Annotated in this window: 14 protein-coding genes and 1 pseudogene; 10 read left to right on the top strand and 5 right to left on the bottom strand. The window is 69.2% G+C overall.

What is annotated here, in order from left to right:
• Positions 1–997 (top strand): DUF4139 domain-containing protein (locus tag IE278_RS40485; protein WP_189780029.1); only part of this gene is annotated, 997 nt, incomplete at its 5' end.
• A gap of 7 nt (positions 998–1,004) precedes the next feature.
• Entirely contained in the window at positions 1,005–2,567 is a 1,563-nt protein-coding gene (locus IE278_RS40480) for a DUF4139 domain-containing protein (RefSeq protein ID WP_189780028.1), read from the top strand.
• 81 nt (positions 2,568–2,648) lie between these two features.
• Here the strand turns inward: IE278_RS40480 and IE278_RS40475 are convergent, their stop codons facing one another.
• Complete coding sequence (locus IE278_RS40475) at positions 2,649–3,521, bottom strand: SDR family NAD(P)-dependent oxidoreductase (protein ID WP_189780027.1); 873 nt, start codon at positions 3,519–3,521, stop codon at positions 2,649–2,651.
• Positions 3,522–3,579: 58 nt separating this feature from the next.
• Between IE278_RS40475 and IE278_RS40470 the strand changes: the two genes are divergently transcribed.
• Positions 3,580–4,245, top strand: a complete 666-nt coding sequence (locus IE278_RS40470; RefSeq protein ID WP_189780026.1) for a TetR/AcrR family transcriptional regulator — start codon at positions 3,580–3,582, stop codon at positions 4,243–4,245.
• 76 nt (positions 4,246–4,321) lie between these two features.
• On the opposite strand, the gene IE278_RS40465 is transcribed toward IE278_RS40470, so the two are convergent.
• A complete protein-coding gene (locus tag IE278_RS40465; protein WP_189780025.1) occupies positions 4,322–6,247 on the bottom strand; it encodes a helix-turn-helix domain-containing protein in 1,926 nt (641 codons plus the stop codon).
• Positions 6,248–6,421: 174 nt separating this feature from the next.
• Here IE278_RS40465 and IE278_RS40460 point away from each other — a divergent pair, with 174 nt between their 5' ends.
• From IE278_RS40460 to IE278_RS40450, 3 genes are read left to right on the top strand one after another with little or no spacing between them, the layout of a single operon-like run.
• Complete coding sequence (locus IE278_RS40460; protein ID WP_189780024.1) at positions 6,422–7,768, top strand: MFS transporter; 1,347 nt, start codon at positions 6,422–6,424, stop codon at positions 7,766–7,768.
• Positions 7,765–9,297, top strand: coding sequence for an AMP-binding protein (locus IE278_RS40455; RefSeq protein WP_189780023.1), 1,533 nt, complete (start codon positions 7,765–7,767; stop codon positions 9,295–9,297). The genes IE278_RS40460 and IE278_RS40455 overlap by 4 nt, the downstream gene beginning before the upstream one ends.
• Before the next feature lie 32 nt (positions 9,298–9,329).
• Positions 9,330–10,970, top strand: a complete 1,641-nt coding sequence (locus tag IE278_RS40450) for a tannase/feruloyl esterase family alpha/beta hydrolase (RefSeq protein WP_246571686.1) — start codon at positions 9,330–9,332, stop codon at positions 10,968–10,970.
• Positions 10,971–10,986: 16 nt separating this feature from the next.
• Here the strand turns inward: IE278_RS40450 and IE278_RS40445 are convergent, their stop codons facing one another.
• Entirely contained in the window at positions 10,987–11,604 is a 618-nt protein-coding gene (locus IE278_RS40445) for a TetR/AcrR family transcriptional regulator (protein ID WP_213089787.1), read from the bottom strand.
• Positions 11,605–11,708: 104 nt separating this feature from the next.
• Here IE278_RS40445 and IE278_RS40440 point away from each other — a divergent pair, with 104 nt between their 5' ends.
• Positions 11,709–12,662: an NADP-dependent oxidoreductase gene (locus tag IE278_RS40440; RefSeq protein ID WP_189780020.1), complete on the top strand. Its 954-nt coding sequence runs from the start codon at positions 11,709–11,711 to the stop codon at positions 12,660–12,662.
• 240 nt (positions 12,663–12,902) lie between these two features.
• Positions 12,903–14,096 carry a serine hydrolase domain-containing protein gene (locus IE278_RS40435; RefSeq protein WP_189780019.1) on the top strand — a complete coding sequence of 398 codons (1,194 nt, stop codon included), beginning with the start codon at positions 12,903–12,905 and terminating at the stop codon, positions 14,094–14,096.
• 1,328 nt (positions 14,097–15,424) lie between these two features.
• On the opposite strand, the gene IE278_RS40430 is transcribed toward IE278_RS40435, so the two are convergent.
• Positions 15,425–15,580, bottom strand: a complete 156-nt coding sequence (locus tag IE278_RS40430) for a hypothetical protein (protein WP_189780018.1) — start codon at positions 15,578–15,580, stop codon at positions 15,425–15,427.
• A 583-nt stretch (positions 15,581–16,163) separates the two neighbouring features.
• Between IE278_RS40430 and IE278_RS42780 the strand changes: the two are divergent.
• Positions 16,164–16,250: pseudogene (locus IE278_RS42780) on the top strand (DNA alkylation repair protein); the annotation flags it as partial.
• Between the two features lie 193 nt (positions 16,251–16,443).
• Here the strand turns inward: IE278_RS42780 and abrT are convergent.
• Positions 16,444–17,172 carry an HTH-type transcriptional regulator AbrT gene (abrT, locus tag IE278_RS40425; RefSeq protein WP_189780017.1) on the bottom strand — a complete coding sequence of 243 codons (729 nt, stop codon included), beginning with the start codon at positions 17,170–17,172 and terminating at the stop codon, positions 16,444–16,446.
• Between the two features lie 90 nt (positions 17,173–17,262).
• Between abrT and IE278_RS40420 the strand changes: the two genes are divergently transcribed.
• Positions 17,263–18,852, top strand: a complete 1,590-nt coding sequence (locus tag IE278_RS40420) for an MFS transporter (protein ID WP_189780016.1) — start codon at positions 17,263–17,265, stop codon at positions 18,850–18,852.
• Positions 18,853–18,895: the final 43 nt, after the last annotated feature.

Raw genomic sequence — 18,895 nt, 5'->3', positions numbered from 1 at the left:
GGCCGGCTCGTGGCAGGCCGGTGCGCCCTACGGCGGCAGCGGTGGCAGCGGTGGCGGGGCTGCCTTCGACGCCTCGTCCACCCTGCTGCCGTCGGCTCCCGGCGGCCCGCCCGCCCCCGCGGCCCCCAGCGGTGCGATGCCGGCCGCACCACCCGTCGGCCCGCCGCAGCCCAGTGGCGCCGAACTCGACTACGCCGCCCTCGTCCTGTCGGGTCCCGAGGAGCAGGCCGGCCGCAGGGGCCTGCTCTTCCCGGACTCGTCCTTCGACCCGGTGGCCACCGAGCAGCGCCGCGCCGCCGAGGCCGTGGCATCGCTGCCGCTGCCCGGCCACGCCGTACGGCCCCGTGAATCGGCAGGCTCCTTCGACCACCGCTACGACGCGCACGCCCGCACCGACATCCCGTCGGACGGCACCCTGCACACCGTGACGATCACCGAGATCCCGGTCGGTCTGCGGACCGAGTACCTCTGTGTGCCGTCCGTGGAAGAGACCGTCTACACCACGCTGGTGCTCTCCAACGCCACCGATCAGGCACTGCTGGCCGGACCGGTGGAGGTCACCGTCGACGACGACTTCCTCCTGACCGCGGCACTCCCGACGCTCGCTCCCGGCGGGACGCGCCGGGTGGGGCTCGGGCCGGCCGAGGCCATCCGTGTCACTCGCCGTACGGATCTGCGCGAGTCGTCCTCGGGGTTGCGCAACACCGTCACCGTGCTCGACCAACGCGTCCACGTGGAGCTGGTCAACCGGCTGGCGCGGCCCGTCACCGTCGAGGTCCGCGAGCGGGTGCCGGTCACCTCCGACCCTGACATCCGCATCGACGAGCGGGCGGACTGGACGACGCCGGAGGAGGGTGCGGGGCCCGACACTCTCGTCCCCGGCACCCGCGTCTGGCGGGTGGAGCTGCCCGCCGCCGGCTCCGCCGCGCTCGACGGCGGCTACGAGATACGTATCCCGGCCGGCAAGGCCCTGGTCGACGGCAACCGCAGGAGCTGACCCACACATGTCCACGGATGCGCAGCCGATCGCCCTGCCCGTCACCGCCGTCACCTGCCTGGAGGACCGCGCCCTCGTCGAACGTACCGCCGTCCTGGATCTGCGGCCCGGCGTCCAGCGGCTGCGGCTCGGCCCGGTCAGCGCGCTGGCCGTCGACCGTTCGCTCCACGCCGAGCTGACCAGCGGGCACCCCGCCACGGTCCTCGACGCGCGGATCGTACGCGCCTGGGTGCCGCGCGACCCCCGGTCGTCCCCCGCCGACGACTCGGCACTGCGTCGGCGGGTGCACCTCCTGGAGGAGGAGCAGCGCGACCTGGGCCGGGTACGCGACCGCCTCCTCGTCCGTCTCGATCTGCTCGGGCGGCTGGCCGCGGACCTGTTGCGGGAGATCGGGCGGAGTGCGGGCTCCGGTGCCGTGGACAGGCCCCGGTGGACCGGCGAACTGGACCGGGCGGACACCGAGCGCGACACGTACGGCGAGCAACTCCGTTCCACGGAAGCCAGGTTGGCGACGGTCGAGGTCGAACTCCGCGAGGCGCGGCACACCCTGCACCTCGCGGAGGACAAGCCCACCGAACTGGTCGGCCATGTCGAGCTGACCGTGGAGGCCGGGACCGCCGGGCCGGTCGGGCTGCGCCTGAGCCACCTCCTGCCGTGTGCGCTGTGGCGGCCCGCCTACCGGGCCGTACTCGACGGTGACTCCCTGACGCTCGAAACGGACGCGATGGTCTGGCAGCGCACCGGTGAGGACTGGTCGGACGTACGCCTGACGCTGTCGACGGCCCGCTCCGCGCTGGCCACCGAGCCGCCGCGACTGGGCGAGGACAGGCTGACCCTGCGGGACCGGTCGTCGGCCGAACGCCGCACGGTGGACGTCGAGTTGAGGGAGGAGGAGATCGGGGATCTCGGTCCGGCTCCGGTGCTCGGTCTCCCGGGCGTCGACGACGCCGGTGAGACACGGGTGTTCCGCTCCCCCGCGCCGGTGTCCGTCCCCGGCGACGGCCGCGCCCACCGGGTGCCGCTCTCCGCCTTCACCACGCCGTCCGGCACCGAGTACGCCTGCTCGCCCGAGCTGTCCCCCCTGGTCACCCAGGTGGTGCGGTTCGACAACCGGTCCGGGCACGCGCTGCTCGCGGGCCCCGTCGACCTGGTCCGCGGCAGCGGTTTCGTCGGCCGCGCGACGCTGGAGTTCGCGGCCCCCGGGGCACGCGTCGAGCTGGCCTTCGGCAGCAGTGACGACCACCGGGTGGTCCGGCACACCGAGGAGTCCCGTACCTCCGCCGGACTGTCCCAGCGCACGCTGGTCACCCGCACGGTGCGCCTGCACCTGTCCCGCTTCGCCGCCCCGGGAGACCACGAGGAGCGCGTCGTCGTCCTGCGGGAACGCGTGCCCGTGTCCGAGGTCTCGGGAGTCGAGATCCGCGTGCGTACGGAAGGGTGCTCCCCCGCGCCCGACGCCGTCGACGCCGAGGGCATCGCCCGCTGGGACGTCACGGTCCCTCCGGGCGGCCGGCGCACGGTGACCTTGGTGTACGAGATCTCGGCGAGCAGCAAGGTGACGGGGATCTGACCGGGCCCATCTCGCCGCGCTTGTGTACGGGCCCGCGGGGTGGTGGCGCCGGGCGAGCGGCCGTCCTGTGCCGGTCGGCGCTCAGGCCGCCGCCCGGTCGGGCGGGAAGGGCACGGGGTAGGGCTCGGCGAAGTCCGCGGAACGGCTGACCTCGCGCCACCTCTGGTCCTCCTGGAGGAGCTGCCTGTCGAGCCGGATGGAGCCTTCGGCCGCGTTCACACCGAGCGGCAGGTGGTCGGGGATGTCCTGGCGCTTGGCCATCCGGACCAGGATCTCGGCGGCCCGGACCGGGTCACCCGCCGGCCCTTCGGCGGTCTGGCGGACGCGTGTGTTCATGGCTCCGACCGTCTCCGCGTACGCCTCGGGGACCGCGTGGACGGCCATCGAGGAACCCGCCCAGTCGGTTTTGAAGCCGCTCGGCTCGACGACGAGCACCTTGACCCCGAACGGGGCCGTCTCGGTGCGCAGCACGCGGCTGAAGCCGTCGATCGCGAACTTCGCCGCCTGGTAGGAGGCGATCCCGGGACTGCCTCCCACTCGACCGCCCATGGAGGAGATCTGGACGACCAGGCCTGCCCTCTGCTCGCGCAGGATCGGCAGGGCAGCCTTGGTGACGTTGTACACGCCCCAGAAGTTCGTCTCGAACTGGGTACGGAAGTCGGTGTCGTCCGTGGTCTCGATGGGCGACACGTTGGCGTAGCCGGCGTTGTTCACCAGTACGTCGATGTGGCCGAAGTGCTGTTTCGCCTCGGCGAGGGCCGTGCGCGCGGCTTCGGGGTCGGTCACGTCCAGTCGGATCGGCCGTATCCGGTCTCCGAACTCCGCCACGAGGTCGGTCAGTTGCTCGGTGTTGCGGGCGCTCGCGGCGACGAGGTCGCCGGCTTCGAGTGCCGCACGGACGAGGGCACGACCGAGGCCGCGCGAGGAACCAGTGATGAACCAGGTCTGCTGCATGCACTTAGCAAAACACTGTTGCGCTAATAACGCAACCGCGTTCCGCTAGGATCGTGTGATGACCCCGTCGGAGTTCCAGCGCGCACGTTCACCCGAAGCCAAGCGGCTGCGTGAGGCCGCCATCCTCGACGCGGCCCGGGCTCTCGGGGCCGAGCACGGGATCAGGCAGGTGACCCTCACGGACATCGCCGCCAGGGCCGGGATGCACAAGTCGGCACTGCTCCGGTACTTCGAGACGCGCGAGGAGATCTTCCTTCGGCTCACCGCGGCCGGCTGGCAGGAATGGTCGCCCGCCCTGGCCGCGAGGCTCAGGGAGATCGAGGAACCCGGCCCGGCAGCCGTGGCGCAGGCGTTCGCGGCCACGCTGGCGGAGCGCGGGATGTTCTGCGACCTGCTCGCCCAGGCACCGCTCAATCTGGAACGCAACGTGTCGGTCGACGCGGTACGCGACTTCAAGCTCGCCACACTCGCCGCCCGCGAGGACATCTTCGCCGCCCTGGACGAGCAGCTCCCCCAGCTCGACCGGGACAGTGCCCTCGACGTAATCGCCACCGCCGTCGCACTCGCCGGCGCGTTCTGGCAGATCGCGACCCCGGGCCCGGAGATCGCCGAGCTCTACCGCAGTGATCCCCGCCTCGCCCACGCCGTGGTCGAGGTCGAACCCCGCCTCGCCCGCATCCTCACCGCGACCATCAGCGGCATGACACCGACACCCGCCGCATAAGGCTTCCGACGGGGCTGTTGGCTTGCTCGCGCCGGTGCCTCGACCGGCCGCTTCGACTCAGCTCATAGTGCTCGGATCAACCGCTGGTGTCCGGCGCGCTCGCATCGACCGCAGCCCTCAACTCGTGCAGCCTCAGTGCCAGTTGGAGGCGCAGCGCCGAGTCCGGCGAGCGCCAGTCCTCGCCGAGCAGGGAGCCGATACGGTCCAGGCGCTTCAGTAACGTGTTCAGGTGTACGTGCAGGGCGCGGGCCGTCCGGCTCAGGTTCCCGGAGTGGGCGAAGTAGGCGGTCGCCGTGGCCACGAGGCCGGTGGACCGTCGTCGGTCGTACTCCAGCAGCGTGCCGATGCTGTCGGCGAGGAACCGGTCGAGGTCGCCCGAGCGGTCGGGGTCGAAGGCGAGCGCGTACATCCCGTACTGCTGGGCGCTTGCCCCACGGTCGTTCTCCCCCAGGGAGCGAATCACCTTGACGCAGCGCTGTGTCAGCGTGAACGCGCGGGACCGCTCCCCCGCGATCCGGTCGGCGACCACGAGTACGGGCACACCGAGCGTGCGGCGCAGCCTGCGGTGCAGCGTGCGTGCGACATCCTCCACGTCGTCGGCGTGCAGCAGCATCGTCGCCCGGCCCAGATATTCGCCCGCCAGTCCTGACCGCTCGGTCGACAGCGGTTTCAACTGCCGGACGACTTCGCTCGCGGTCCTCTCGGGGCAGTCGACCACGACGAGGACGTCGAGGTGGTCCACGTCGACGCCACGGGCGAGGGCCCGGTCGCGCTGGGCCGGATGCAGAGGCGAGCGGGACATGAGTTCCATGAGCAGTTCGCCCCGGACCCGCTCCTCCGCTTCGGCACGGGCATCGCGCATGAGGAACAGCAGGCCCATGATCTGAGCCGAGCGCTCCAGCATGCGGACGTCCGCGGGCTCCGGCGCGGCGCGGCGCGCCAGGGACAGGAAGCCGAAATGGTTTCCACCGGGCCGGACGGCCACCACGCTGCGGAAGTACCCGTCCGCACCTCGCGTCGAGACACACCGCCCGGTGTCGCGTGCCTCCTCGCACACGTCCCGGGGCACATCCGAAGGCATGTCCCGCGTCGCGTCCCGAGACACGTCAGGAAGCACGTCAGCAGGCATGTCAGGAGGCACGTTCTGGTCGGCGTCGGCGTCGCCGTCCCGTCCTCGGGGGAAGCGGATCGCGAGGACCTCGTCGTCCCGGTCCCGGACCGTCACCGTGCCCCGCAGATGCTCGACCAGAAGTTGCGCGATGTCTCCGGGCCCGCCACCGGTCAACACCGCGTGCGTCAGGGCCTCGTGGACGGCCGCCGCCCGTTCCATGGTGGTGACCTGGTCCTCGATCGTGCGGTACGCGTCCTCCAGTCGCCGCAGCGCGACGCGGCTCTCCTCGTAGAGCCGCGCGTTGTTCAGGGCGACCGCGGCATGGCCGGCGAAAGCACTGAAGAGGGCCACTTCGTCCTTCTCGAAGGGACGCTCGGTGCGGTCGGCGGCGAAGAGGGCTCCGATGGCCCGCTCACCCACCATGAGCGGCACACCCAGCAGCGCCATGAGTCCTTCGCGGGGCACGAGCAGGTCGAACGTGGGGTCGTGCGGAAGGCCTTGGGCCTCTCGGTAGTTGCTGACCCAGAAGGGAGCTCCGGACTCGATGACACGACCACCCAGGCCCGTTCCGGGTGGCATTCGGCCCGACGAGAACTCCGACGAGATCGTCCCGGCGGACGCTCTCACGGTGAGGTAGCCCTCCGCGTCCAGAAGCGACAGATACGCGAAGTCACTGCCGATCAGCTCGTGGGCGTGCCGCACGATCGAATGCAGGACCTCGTCGACCTCGCCGAGCGCGGTCAGGGACCGGGCCGTCGTGTACAGGCTGTTGAGTTCGCGCTCGCGGCGCAGCCGGTAGGCGGCCAGTTCGCCTTCGGCGGTGGCGTCGGCCGCGTCGGAACCGGTCCGTGCCGTCGACGACTCCGCGGAGGACTGAGGTGGTGGATTCATACACCCCGGCTTCGTCATGAGTGGAGGACCTTTCCATCATATGGCGGGCGTGCGTGGCTCTAACCTCGCCCCACGCCACATCGTTGTGACTCGAACTCCCGCCTTCTCGACCTCTCGACCGCTCGACCACGCAAGCGCCCACGTCCGGGCCCGATCCCCTGGGGAGTGACAAGGATGTCGATTCCTGCCGTCGGCGGTCTGTACACCGTCGCCGTCCGCAAGGCGATGCTGCGCCTGCTGCCCGTCCTGTGCCTCGCCTACTTCATGTCCTACGTCGACCGGACGAACATCGCTCTGGCGAAGACCCACCTGCGGGCGGACGTGGACATCAGCGCGGCCGCCTTCGGCCTCGGCGCGGGTCTCTTCTTCCTGACCTACGCGCTCTTCGAGGTCCCGAGCAACCTGGTCATGTACCGGATCGGGCCCCGCCGCTGGATCGCGCGGATCGCTCTGAGCTGGGGCGCGGTCACCTCGCTCATGTTGTTCATCCAGGACGATGTCACCTTCTACATCGGGCGGATCGCACTCGGTGCGGCCGAGGCCGGTCTCTATCCGGCGATGATGTTCATGGTGACCCAGTGGTTCGGGCAGAAGGACCGTGCTACCGCGATCGGGTTCATCTACCTCGCGCCCACGCTCGGTCTGCTCCTGGGCGGTCCGCTCGGCGGCGCGCTGATGGAGTTGGACGACCTGGGTGGACTCCACGGCTGGCAGTGGATGTTCCTGATCGAGGGACTGATCACCATGGTCATCGGGTTGGCCGTCCTGGCCTACCTGCCGGAGGTGCCCGCCGATGCGACGTGGCTGACCGCGGACGAGGCGGCGGCGCTGAGCGAGCAGGCCGGCCGGGGATCCGGTCCGGACCCCGGGCACGCTCTCAGAGGCAACATGGGGCAGGCGTTCGGGCGGCCGTTCATCCTTCTCATCGGGATCATCTACTTCCTCAACCAGGTCACGATGAACGGCGTGACGTTCAACGTGCCCTCGATCATCGAGTCGCTGGACGTGAGCGGATCGTTCCTGATCGGCCTGCTCAGCGGAGTGACGGGGATCGGAGGCACGATCGGCGTGCTGGTGATGCCGCTGGTCTTCCGCCGTGTCCCGCGCGAGTCCCTCACCATCGGTGTCCTCGCCGCGGCGCCCGCTCTGGTCGCGGCGGTCTTCCTGGCGGTTTCCTCGCCCGGCGTGCGTATCGCCCTGATCGGTGTCATGTCCGCCTTCACGTTCGCCACCCTGCCGATCTTCTGGTCCGTGGCCATGGCCCGGATGTCGGGAATCGTGGCGGCGGCCGGGCTGGCCTTCATCAACACGGTCGGTCTGACCGGCGGGTTCGTGGGCCCGTATCTGTTCGGGCTGGCCGAGTCGGACTCCGGGGATCCGACCTCCGGCTTCCCCATCGTCATCGCCACGTCCCTCGTCGGCGGCGCACTCGCGGTGGCCCTGCGCTGGGCGCTGCGGAAAGAGGACAGGAAGACCGCCCGGACCACGGCGGTCGAGCCCGACCTGGAGGTACTTCCGTGACCTTCCTGCCTCAGGACGGATTCCCGTTGTCCGAGATCCCCGGAGCGTACGCCGCCGAGATCGGGGACACCGTGGTGGTGCGCGCCGACACCGAAACACTGACGTGGACAGCGTTGCACCGTGACAGCAACAGGGTCGCGCGCGGGCTGCTGGCCGCCGGGGCCACCACCGGCCGGATCGTGTCCCTCCTGCTACCCAACTCGACAGATCTCGTCCTGGCCGTGTTCGCGTGCTACAAGGCCGGGGCCACCCCTCAGGTGCTTTCGACGCGGATGAGGCCCGCGGAACTCGACGCGGTCCTCGAACTCGCTGACCCCGCCGTGGTGGTCACGGAACCCGGCAGTACGCTCGCCGACCGCCCGAAGGCCGTGACCAAGGCCAAGGCCAAGGCCGTGACCTTGGACGACCTGAGGAGGCGACAGCCCGACGACGACCTGGAACCGGCGGTCGCCACGTCGTGGAAGGCCCCGACCTCCGGCGGATCGACCGGCCGCCCGAAGATCATCCTGTCCGGCAGACCGGCGGTGACGTCCGCCTTCGACACCGACATGTGGGGAATCGAGGCCGGGGCACAGGCGCTGATCACCGCGCCGCTGCACCACAACGCCCCTTTCGTGACCGCCCTTTCGACGATCTTCCTCGGCGGATCGGTGACCCTGCTGACCCGGTTCGACGCCGAGCGCACCCTGTCCGCGATCGACGACCACGGTGTGGACTGGGTGTATCTGGTTCCCACGATGATGCGCCGGATCGTGGCGCTCCCGGACGAGGTCCGGGGCCGGTACACGCTCGCCTCCCTGCGTTCCGTCTGGCACTGCGCCGAACCGTGCCCGGTCTGGCTGAAGCGGAAGTGGATCGAGTGGCTGGGTCCCGAGCGGGTCCGGGAGTTGTACGGGGGCACGGAGGCCGAGGCGGGATGCACCCTCGGCGGGGACGAATGGCTTGAGCACGTCGGATCGGTGGGGCGGGTGACGTGGGGTGAGATGAAGCTCCTCGACCCTGACGGCGCCGAGATCACGGAGCCGGGTGCCTCGGGTGAGATCTACATGCGGGTGACTCCGGGGACCGATGCCACGTACCGCTATATCGGCGCCGAGCCGACCGTACGTGACGGCTGGTCGTCCCTCGGGGACATGGGGCGGTTCGACGCCGACGGCTACCTGTACCTCCTCGACCGGCGGTCGGACATGATCACCGTGGGCGGGGTCAACGTGTATCCGGCGGAGATCGAGGCCGCGCTGGTCGAACACGAGCAGGTGATGACGGCGGTCGTGATCGGCCTTCCCGATGGCGACACCGGCAATCGGCTGCACGCGATCGTCCATACGCCGGAAAGGGCCGACGTCACGGCGGACGACATCCGGGGCTTTCTCGACGGGCGGCTTTCCCGGTACAAACTGCCGAAGTCGATCGAACTGGTCCACGACTCATTGCGCGACGCGGCAGGCAAGGTACGGCGTTCGGAATTGCGCGCCCAGAGACTGGGCGAGCCGACCCATGCCGGTCAACCAGGACGGGAACAGCCATGAACCCCAGGACCACCGGAAGCACGAGGGTGCGTGTGGGTGTCACGCTCGCCGCCGTCGCCGCATTTCTCGGCATCACTCCGAACGTCCGACCGGCCACGGCTGATTCCCCCGTCGACGCGGTGCGATGCGAGACGCTGACAGGGTCACGTATCCCGGCGTCCGTGATCTCTCTGCCCACCGGTGGCGGCCGGGTGAATGCCGCATCCGAGGTGACGGAGACCATCGGCGGTACGAGCGTCACGTACTGCCGTGTCGACGCGGCACTCCTGCCGGTCGACCCCACAGCACCCGATATCCGCATGCGCGTCGCTCTGCCTCTGGAGTGGAACCGCAGATCCATGATGTTCGGCGGTGGCGGCTACAACGGCACCATTCCCGACCTTCGTGCGGACGCCCCCTTCGGGCTCGCGAACGCCCCCACCCCACTGGCGCGCGGATATGCGACGTACGGAAGCGATTCCGGGCACCAGGCGGACCCCGCCAAGCATCCCATTTCGTCGCTAGACGGCTCTTTCGCCCTCAACGACGAAGCACTCCGGAATTTCTCCGCGGGCGACGCGCTCAAGAAGACCCACGACGCGGCCCAGTTCCTGATCCGACGGGGATACGGGGCCAAACCCGAGCACGTGTACTTCGCGGGTGGATCGACCGGCGGCCGTGAGGCGCTGGCCGTGGTGCAACGCTGGCCCCGCGCCTTCGACGGCGTGATCTCGGCATTCCCGGCGTGGAACAACCTCGCCGAAATCCTCTACCTGGGACATACGACGCAGTTGTTGGCGCGGCCCGGCGCCTTCCCCGGACCCGAAAAGCAGGCGCTGCTGTACGACAGCGTCATTGAGGCCTGCGACGCCCGGGACGGACTGGCCGACAGGATCGTTTCGAACCCGGATGCCTGCCGTTTCAGACCTGAGAAGCTGCGATGCCCGGACGGCGGTGACACCGGCTCGTCATGTCTCTCGGACCGCCAGATCGCCTCGGTCACGGCCATCTCGTCCTCGTGGACATGGCCGTACAAGGTGGCCAGTGGTGAAAAGGGCTACCCCGGTTTTCCCTTCCTCTCCGGTGCCGACATGCGCACACCACTGCTGGGTTTCGGAACCACCGCACCCACACACCCGATGCCTCTCACCAGCGGATACGGAATGCAGTACTGGGACCAGTGGGTCAAGTACTTCCTGACACGCGACCCCGGCCACAGCCCCTTGGCCGTCGACCCGGGACAGCCGGGAAAGTGGCTCTCCCACATCAGCCGGTTGTCCGAGATCCAGGATCTCAACGACGCGGACCTCCGACCGTTCGCGCGGTCCGGCGGAAAGCTCCTGCTCATCCATGGTGCTGCCGATGAACTCGTCTCGCACCGTTCGACGAACGACTATTACGAGCGGGTGACCGACACCTTGGGGCCGCGTAAGACACGGGAATTCATGCGGTATTACGTCGTGCCGGGCGCCAACCACGCGAACTTCGGCAACCCCGCTTTCGCCCCCGGCTGGGACTCGGTCACCGCGATCGAGCAGTGGTCCGAACAGCAGCGGAAACCTGTTTCTCCGGTCGGGACCGACGCACGTGACGGCAGGAGCCGGCCGCTGTGCGAATACCCTCGCTGGCCGAGGTACGAGGCGGGGGATCCCGACAGCGCCGGCAGTTTCGTGTGCGGCGCGGATGCGGCCTGAGGCGGCCTCGGGCGCGCTACGGCCGCACGGGTGGGGTCCGTACGGTGCCCGCGGGAAGTCGCTGGTCCGCGGGGAGTTGGTGGTCTGCGGTCAGACCGGTCAGGAGGAGGTCGACGAGGCGGTGGAGACCTGCGGCGGGTCGGGGGGTGAGGCGGTAGGAGGCGATGGCCGCCAGGCAGACGCGTACGTCGTCCACGCCGATGTCGTCCCGGACGACGCCGGCGGCGCGCGCCCGGTCGACGAGTCGGCGCAGCGCCCGTGCCTGCTCGTGACGGTCCGCGGCGAAGGCGGCGGCCGCCGGATGGGAGCCGAACAGAGCCTCGTTCAGCCCGCGGTCCCGTAGCCGGTGCTCGGCGAAGCGGCGGACGACACCGCTGAGCGCACGCCATGGGTCGGGATCGTCGAGGGCGGCCCGCATGTCCGCGCGGCAGGCCGCGACGTGCTCGGTGAGCGCCGCGGTGACCAGGTCAGCACGTGAGGGGAAGTGCCGGTGGACGGTGGCGATGCCCAGGCCGACCCGGCGGGCGATCTCCCGCATCGGCAGGTCGAGCCCTTCGGAAGCGAAGGAGGCGCGGGCCACCGAGAGGATGCGGCGACGGTTGTCCTCCGCGTCCGTGCGTGTTTTCCGAGTCACTGTGCTTGCCGCGCCTCTCACTTCGACCTGATCCGGATCAGCTGCTCCACCTCCATGTCTACCGTGTGCCGACGCCCGGACGGTCCGGGCAGGGAAGGTGCACCATGCGCGCAGTACGGTTCGAGCGGTTCGGTCCCCCTGAGGTACTCGGCGTCGGATCCGTGCCCGAGCCGCACGCGGGTCCGGGCGAGGTACGGATCGCCGTCCGCACGGCGGGAGTGTCTCCAGTCGACCTGGCGCTGCGGGCCGGCGACTCGCCCTCGCGTGACGGTCTCGCCCTGCCGCACGTCCCCGGGGTGGACGCGGCCGGGGTGATCGACGAGGTCGGTCCGGGCGTCACGGGCTTCACGGTCGGCGACGCGGTGTTCGGAGCGGTCGACGTCGCCCGGCTGGGCGGAGCGAGCGCGCGGTTCGCGGTGCTCGCGTTCTGGGCGGCGAAGCCGGACGCCTGGTCCTGGGAGGAGGCGGGCGCCGCGGCGACGGGTGTCGAGACGGCGACCCGCGCCCTTGACCTGCTCGGCCTCACCGGGGAACAGGACACGACGCTCCTGATCGACGGGGCGTCGGGCGGTGTCGGAAGCATCGCCGTGCAGCTGGCGGCTGCGCGAGGAGCCCGCGTGCTTGCCACGGGCCGACCCGCCAGCCACGCCTTCCTGACCTCTCTCGGCGCGACGCCGGTCGCCTACGGTCCCGGCCTGGCCGAACGGGTCCACGCCCTCGGCATCCCGCGTATCGACCGTGCCCTCGACGTGGCAGGGAAAGGCTCACTGGACGAACTCGTCGCGCTCACCGGCAGCCCGGACTCCGTGGTCACCCTCGCCGACTTCACCGGTCCCGGCCGCGGGGTGCGCCTCTCGCTCGGCCGCTACGGGGGCCAGCCGGACGGGTGCCACGGGCTGGCGTTCGCCGCCGAGCAGGCGGTGCGGGGGCGGTTCCGCGTGCCGGTCCAGGCGGTGTTCCCGGCCGACCGCGCGGCGGAGGCACACGCCGCGGTGGCGACGGGCCCTCGCCGCGGGAAGACCGTCCTCGACCTCACGACGCTCGCGTCCGGAGCGTGATGCGGTCGGCCGATTCCGGGCCGCGTGGCCTTGTCACTCGTTGAGGTGCAGTACGGCCGCGTCGCCTAGGTGTTCGGTCGGTGCTTTGTTTCTGTACATCCTGTTATGGGATGACTCGGAAGGAGCCCTGGTGAGAAGCACGTCGCTGCTGCTCGGAGACCTCTGGGCCCAGCCGACCAGGTGCCCTGGCGGCAGTTGGTCGCTCTGACGTCCCGCCACGCTCACCGTCAGGAGTTCCCCGTGCCAGTCCCCCGCTCCGTACCAGTGCCCCGCTCAGCGCAGCTCCGCCTCCCTCTGGTCGCTCTGCTGAGCGCTGCCTGTCTGACCGGTCTGGTGCAGGCCGCCCCGAGCCACGCCTCGGACGCTGCGGCGAACGACGACCGCGCCATGCGGCGGCAGTTGCAGGCACTGACCGACGCACCCGGCGGACCTCCCGGGGCGATCGCCGTCCTCAAGCGTGGGTCCCACACCCAGGTCTTCCGGGCCGGCGTCGCCAAGGTCGGCACCGATCGTCCGATCCAGGCCACCGACCACATGCGCATCGCCAGTACGGCCAAGGCGTTCAGCGGCGCGGTCGCTCTGCGCCTCGTCGACACCGGGGACCTGCGGCTGAACGACACCCTCGGCAAGGTGCTCCCCCGGCTGCCGCGCGCATGGCATCGGGTCACTCTCCGGCAGCTCCTGAACCACACCAGCGGACTGCCCGACTTCAGCGCCGCCCCCGAGTTCCTGGCCCTGGTGACCGAGAATCCGCGCCGCCACTTCGACTCGCGCCGACTGCTGGACTTCGTGGCCGATGAACCGCTGGCTTTCCGCCCCGGGTCCCGGTACGAGTACTCCAACTCCGACAACATCGCCGTGGCGCTGATGGCGGAGGCCGTGACGGACCGACGGTACGAGGACCTGCTCGACGAGCTCGTCTACCGCCCGTTGGAACTGCGCAGCACCAGCCTCCCGCAGGGCTTCCGGATGCCCAGGCCGTACATGCACGGCTACGACGTCACCGGGCAGAACCCGCCCGAGGATGTCAGCGAAGTACTGAGCGCGTCCGGCGTATGGGCATCGGGCGGGATCATCTCCACCCCGAAGGACATGATGGCCTTCATCCGTGGCTACGCCGGCGGCAAGCTGATCTCCGACCGGACGCGTCACCAGCAGCGCAACTGGGTCGACGGCGCTTCCGAACCCGCGGGCCCCGGCAAGAACAAGGCAGGTCTCGCCATCTTCCGGTACACCACCCGCTGTGGCGTGGTCCTCGGCCATACGGGCAACTTCCCCGGCTACACGCAACTCATCGCGGCCACCCCGGACGGCACGCGGTCCCTGACCGTCTCCCTCACCACTCAGGTCAACAAGACCAACAAGCCGGAACTCCTGAAGCGCCTGCGGACCGTCCAGGAGAACTTGGTCTGCGCACTGCTGCGCAAGCGGTGAATGACAGACACCGAACGACAAACACCCAACGGCAGAAGCCGAAGCTGCAGGAGTGCTTCGCCGGAGCGCCGACCAGCGTCGGCAGTGGTCCTCGCCGCCTCTCGCGTCATCACGAGGCGTCTCGCGAAGCTGCACGTTGAGGAAAAGGCCGCTACTTCACAGCGGGAGGAGCGGCGCTGGCCGCCTGGGGAGTGCAGCGGGGTGATCAGTCGGGCTGCGCTGATGGGGCACAAGAAGGGGGGGCCCTGCTGCCGTATGGCACCAGGGCCCCGAAGGAGACTGCTACACCATCTGCCGGCCCTGATCGTGCGCCGGCCTTCTGTGTCCGCACACCCGGCCTGCATGCTGCCGGGAATGCTCGGATCGCGGTTGCTTGACCGGAGACCACCTCACTATCGATGTCCTGCGGTACCCGGGTTCAAGATGTCCGCCCGGGCGATCCTGATGGCGCTTCGCTCCTCCGTTCATCCCTCTGCATCAACTACCTGACCTACCGGTACTGCGTACTACTGGTGGCCTGTACCAGCGCCACACTTTCGACAGCCAGCCCCGTCGCCCGCCCTGCGTCCACTCTGGGCTTGGAACCCCACTGCCGAACCTCCCGGTACGCGCGCCCGCAGCCGGCGCCTTTACCGAGGTACTGCTCTGTCACTTCACTGCTGATACCGCGTACTTCACTCGCGGGTACTGCCACCGCACGTCCTGTGCGGCACTCCCGCCGTTGGCGGCCCCCGATCACTGCGGGCCACCCGGTCCGGCCGTCAGTCCCGTCGCCGTCCTGCAACCGCTCTGGCTTCGGAACTCCACCGCCGTACCGTCCTGCATCCTGCAACTACATACCGCTGACCGGCAGTTCATCTCTGCCAGGCCCTGCTGTCTCTCTGGGCTACGAGAAGAACCATACCCAGACCACACCCCAATGTCTACTCTTGCCAGAGTAGATTTTCGTGCGTCCGATGGTGGATTAATCGACCTCGAACAGAGACGGAGACGGAGACGGAAGTCTGGCCTGCCGTCCGGTCACGGCCGTCATCAACCAGCCGCACCAGCGCGGCCGCCCGGGCCGCCCGAATCCGGCAACGACCAGCCGCACGCCTGCAGCGAGCGCTCAAACACGCGGCTGACGTGCGGCACGCAGAAGCACCACGTCCACCTCAGCCACGCCCTTACCACGCTCCGAGGGCAGCCAGGAGCGCGCCCTGAAGCTGTCTATGCCGACCAGCACCAGGACGCGCATCCTGCTGAACACCAACACGACGGCGTGCCCCCATGAGGCACGAACCCACTAACAGTCACCCGTCGCAGCGATCTGGTGAGGCGCCCCGCTTCTAGAAGAAGTGCTTGCGTCCACCGACCGCGCGGCCGGTCGCACCCAGGATCCACAGAACGGCGCCCACCACAATGAGGATGCCGCCGATCGTCGTCAGCAGCCCCACACCGACCAGCAGGCCGATGAGCAGCAGAATAAGACCGAGAATAATCATTTCAAGTTCCTGTCGTCAGGTCCGACTCAGACGCGTGGACGTGCGAGCCACTACGGCCCACATTCCCCTCGACCGATAGGCACCGGCTCCGCATCACACCAGAACCCCCGGTGCGAAAACCCGAGTGCCCGCCAACACGACATCCACACACTCCCCTAAAAACCTGTCAGCCCGCAGACGACACCGACCCGGCGTCCAGGCCCGCGAACCGCAGCCACCACACATGATCAACCAGCGCATACACATACGTAAGGTCGCACCGGCCCGGCAGACAGACACACAGGAATCCGCGAGCCCCGCCGGGAGCAATGCACAAGACCCGTGGATCGGCGCCGGGTTGGACGTTGAGGGCGTACCTTCACGGGTGATCGACCGACTGGAGTCGAGCAGGCCGACGTTGGCCCGTCGGCCGGGAGGATAGGCCCATGCCGGCCGCCGCGGTGGAGGCCGAAGCCGATGCCTATTCGTCGGCGTCTCCTGCATGCTGCTCCGCCACCGCCGCATCGTGTGGTGACCGCGCCGTATCGGTCTTCCTCCGGACGTCGGCTGTGTTTCGCTGGCGACATGAGCGTCGAGGGTCTGCCTGGAGGTGCTCAAGGACCACCCGGCCTCCCCGGGCTGCACCGCTCCGTTCGCGCCCGTCCCGATCACCGAGATGGTGCGCCGGCAGCACGACAAGCAGGACGGTCCGCGCTCACGCTCGCCGCGACTCCCTCCGAACGAGCTGTCCCGCCCAGGGGTGAGGCGGGACCTGTCCACTCTCGGCGGCCTCAACGTGTTCGCGTCCGCCGTCGCCTCTGCCGCGAGCCGGGCCGCCCGCGTGACAGGCGATGCGCCCCGCCGAGGCTACACAGAACCGCGCGTCACGAACGCATCCGCTCCAGGCCGGAGATCATGCAGTCCAGCCCTTCCCGGAAGCGGCTCTGGGTACTGGTTGTGGCACTGCGATTGATGTAGTCGGCCAGCGACTTCGGATGGTCCTGCACCGCCGCGTCGAGGTAGGGGCCCAACCGGGCCGCCCACTCCTCCTCGTTCTCGGCCCGACGGTTGGACATCGTCTGCCAGGATGCCTCGGACAGGGCCGCACCCACGATGTAGTAGTAGATGGCCGCCAGAGCGGAGTCGAGCTGCTGGGGGGTGAAGTCCGCGCGCTCCAGGATCTCGATGATGGCACTCGTGTGCGCCAACGCCCGTGGACCCACTGGGGGTTGTCCACCCATCAGCTCGATCACCCACGAGTGGCGCAGCAGCACCTCGAACAGACCGATCGCGCCGCTCTTGATGTCGTCCTGCCAGGCCGCCGTGTCGGCCCGGCTCGGCGGATCGGGGAACACGGCGTCAACGGCGAGCTCCAGGAGGTCGTCCTTGTTGGGCACGTGCCAGTACAGCGACATGGGTGCGGAGTTCAGCGACGTCGCCAGCTGACGCATCCGCAGATTCCGCACGCCTCCTTCGTCCAGGAGCCGCACCGCGGCCTGCACGATCTGTTCACGGCTCAGGGATGGCTTCGACGGGCTCTTCTTCGTCTCGCGAAGCCAGATGGAACCCTGTCGCCCCTTCGGTGTGGTCTCTCGCCCAGAAGTCTCAGTCACGGCTCTATAGTACCGCAGGATCGTACATTGTACGATCCTGCGGTATGACGTACGAGGCGGTTGAACGAAGGACATCAGAGGAGGGCAACCATGAAATCGCCGCGCAGCGCGGCCAACAGGTGGACAGTGCTCGGCATCCTGTCCCTGAGCCTCTTGGTCGTCGCGCTGGACCTGACCGTACTGAATGTCGCACTGCCGACGCTGAGCACTGAACTGGAGCCGTCCTCGGTTCAGTTGCTATGGATCGTCGACATCTACTCACTCGCCGTCGCCGGGCTGCTCATCAGCGCCGGAACGCTCGGAGACCGTCTCGGCCGGAAGCGCTTCTTATGCCTGGGCTTCCTCATCTTCGGCCTCGGCTCGGCCGCAGCCGCCTGGGCATCGGGACCGGAGACGCTGATCGCAGCCCGCGCGCTCCTCGGCGTCGGTGCCGCACTGATCATGCCGTCGACGCTGTCGATCATCCGCAACGTCTTCACGGACCGCAGGGAGCGCACAGTGGCTCTCGCCGTCTGGGCCTCGGTCTCCGCGGCCGGCGCCGCGATCGGCCCCGTCGTCGGAGGCTTTCTGCTGGAACACTTCTGGTGGGGATCGGTCTTCCTGATCAATCTGCCGATCATGGCAATCGCCCTGATCGCAGGCGTGCTTCTCGTGCCCGAGTCCCGCCACCCCAACCCGCCTCGCTGGGACGCCTTCGGAGCTCTTCTCTCCGTCACCGGGCTCATCGCCCTCGTGTACAGCATCCAGCACGGTGGCTCCAAGGGACTCGACGCGCAGACCATCGGCATCGGGGCGCTGGGGCTCATGCTGCTGGCGGGGCTGATCGTCCGACTGGTCCGCACGCCCGAACCTCTCTTCGACCTGGCCCTGTTCAGGTCACGCGCGTTCTCCGTCGGAGTGGCGTCCGTGGTCCTGGCCATGTTCGGCATGGGCGGACTGATGCTGCTGCTCACCCAGCACTGGCAGTTCATCGGCGGAGCCTCGCCCCTGGAATCGGGCCTGCGCCTGCTCCCGCTCGTCTTCGCCACCATGATCGGAGCCCCGATCATGTCGCTCGTCGTTCCGCGATACGGCACGCGCTACGCCATGATGATCGGGATGGGGCTGATCGGGGCGGCGTTCTTCGTCCTGCTCAACGTTCAGCCCGACACGGAGTACTGGGTGTTCGCGATCGCCCTCGTCGGTATCGGGGCCGGATCGGGCTGTGCCATGACGGCCGCTTCGGACGTCATCATGTCCACGGCTCCCGCCGACTCGGCCGGCGCCGCCGCGGGCATCGAGGAGACGTCGTACGAGTTGGGCAACGGGCTCAGTGTGGCGATCATGGGAAGTGTGGCAGCGGCCCTGTTCCGCCGGGAGATGGACACGACGGTGCCCGGCGTGGACGACAGGTCCATGGAGGCGTCCCGCGAAAGCATCGGCGACGCCATCGCCGTGTCGGGCACCCTGCCGGGCGACGCCGGGCGGGCGCTGAAACGTCAGGCCGACCAGTCGTTCTCGGACGCGTTCGCGCTCACCTCACTCTGCACCGGAATCATGCTCGTACTGGTCACAGTCGCCATCTACCTCTACGTACCGCGGTCGACGGGGCGCGCGGACTCGAAGCCGGACAGCGATTCCGCCGCGAACCCGGAGCAGCTCGACCTGGCTCCGGGCGACGCACGCAGTGAGCGCAGCTGAAGCCCTCACTCCGCACGGCCCGCAATCCTCACGCAGGCATGGC

Origin of the sequence: Streptomyces tauricus (assembly GCF_014650955.1) — a bacterium.
Classification (GTDB): Bacteria; Actinomycetota; Actinomycetes; order Streptomycetales; family Streptomycetaceae; genus Streptomyces; species Streptomyces tauricus.
Note: the sequence above shows the minus strand (reverse complement) of the source record. Positions and strands in the feature narration are given on the sequence as shown.

Coding starts and splice junctions, on each gene's coding strand:
- IE278_RS40465 (WP_189780025.1), bottom strand. CDS start 6,247: ATGAATCCACCACCTCAGTCCTCCGCGGAGTCGTCGACGGCACGGACC.
- IE278_RS40470 (WP_189780026.1), top strand. CDS start 3,580: ATGACCCCGTCGGAGTTCCAGCGCGCACGTTCACCCGAAGCCAAGCGG.
- IE278_RS40430 (WP_189780018.1), bottom strand. CDS start 15,580: ATGATTATTCTCGGTCTTATTCTGCTGCTCATCGGCCTGCTGGTCGGT.
- IE278_RS40440 (WP_189780020.1), top strand. CDS start 11,709: ATGCGCGCAGTACGGTTCGAGCGGTTCGGTCCCCCTGAGGTACTCGGC.
- IE278_RS40475 (WP_189780027.1), bottom strand. CDS start 3,521: ATGCAGCAGACCTGGTTCATCACTGGTTCCTCGCGCGGCCTCGGTCGT.
- IE278_RS40480 (WP_189780028.1), top strand. CDS start 1,005: ATGTCCACGGATGCGCAGCCGATCGCCCTGCCCGTCACCGCCGTCACC.
- IE278_RS40460 (WP_189780024.1), top strand. CDS start 6,422: ATGTCGATTCCTGCCGTCGGCGGTCTGTACACCGTCGCCGTCCGCAAG.
- IE278_RS40420 (WP_189780016.1), top strand. CDS start 17,263: ATGAAATCGCCGCGCAGCGCGGCCAACAGGTGGACAGTGCTCGGCATC.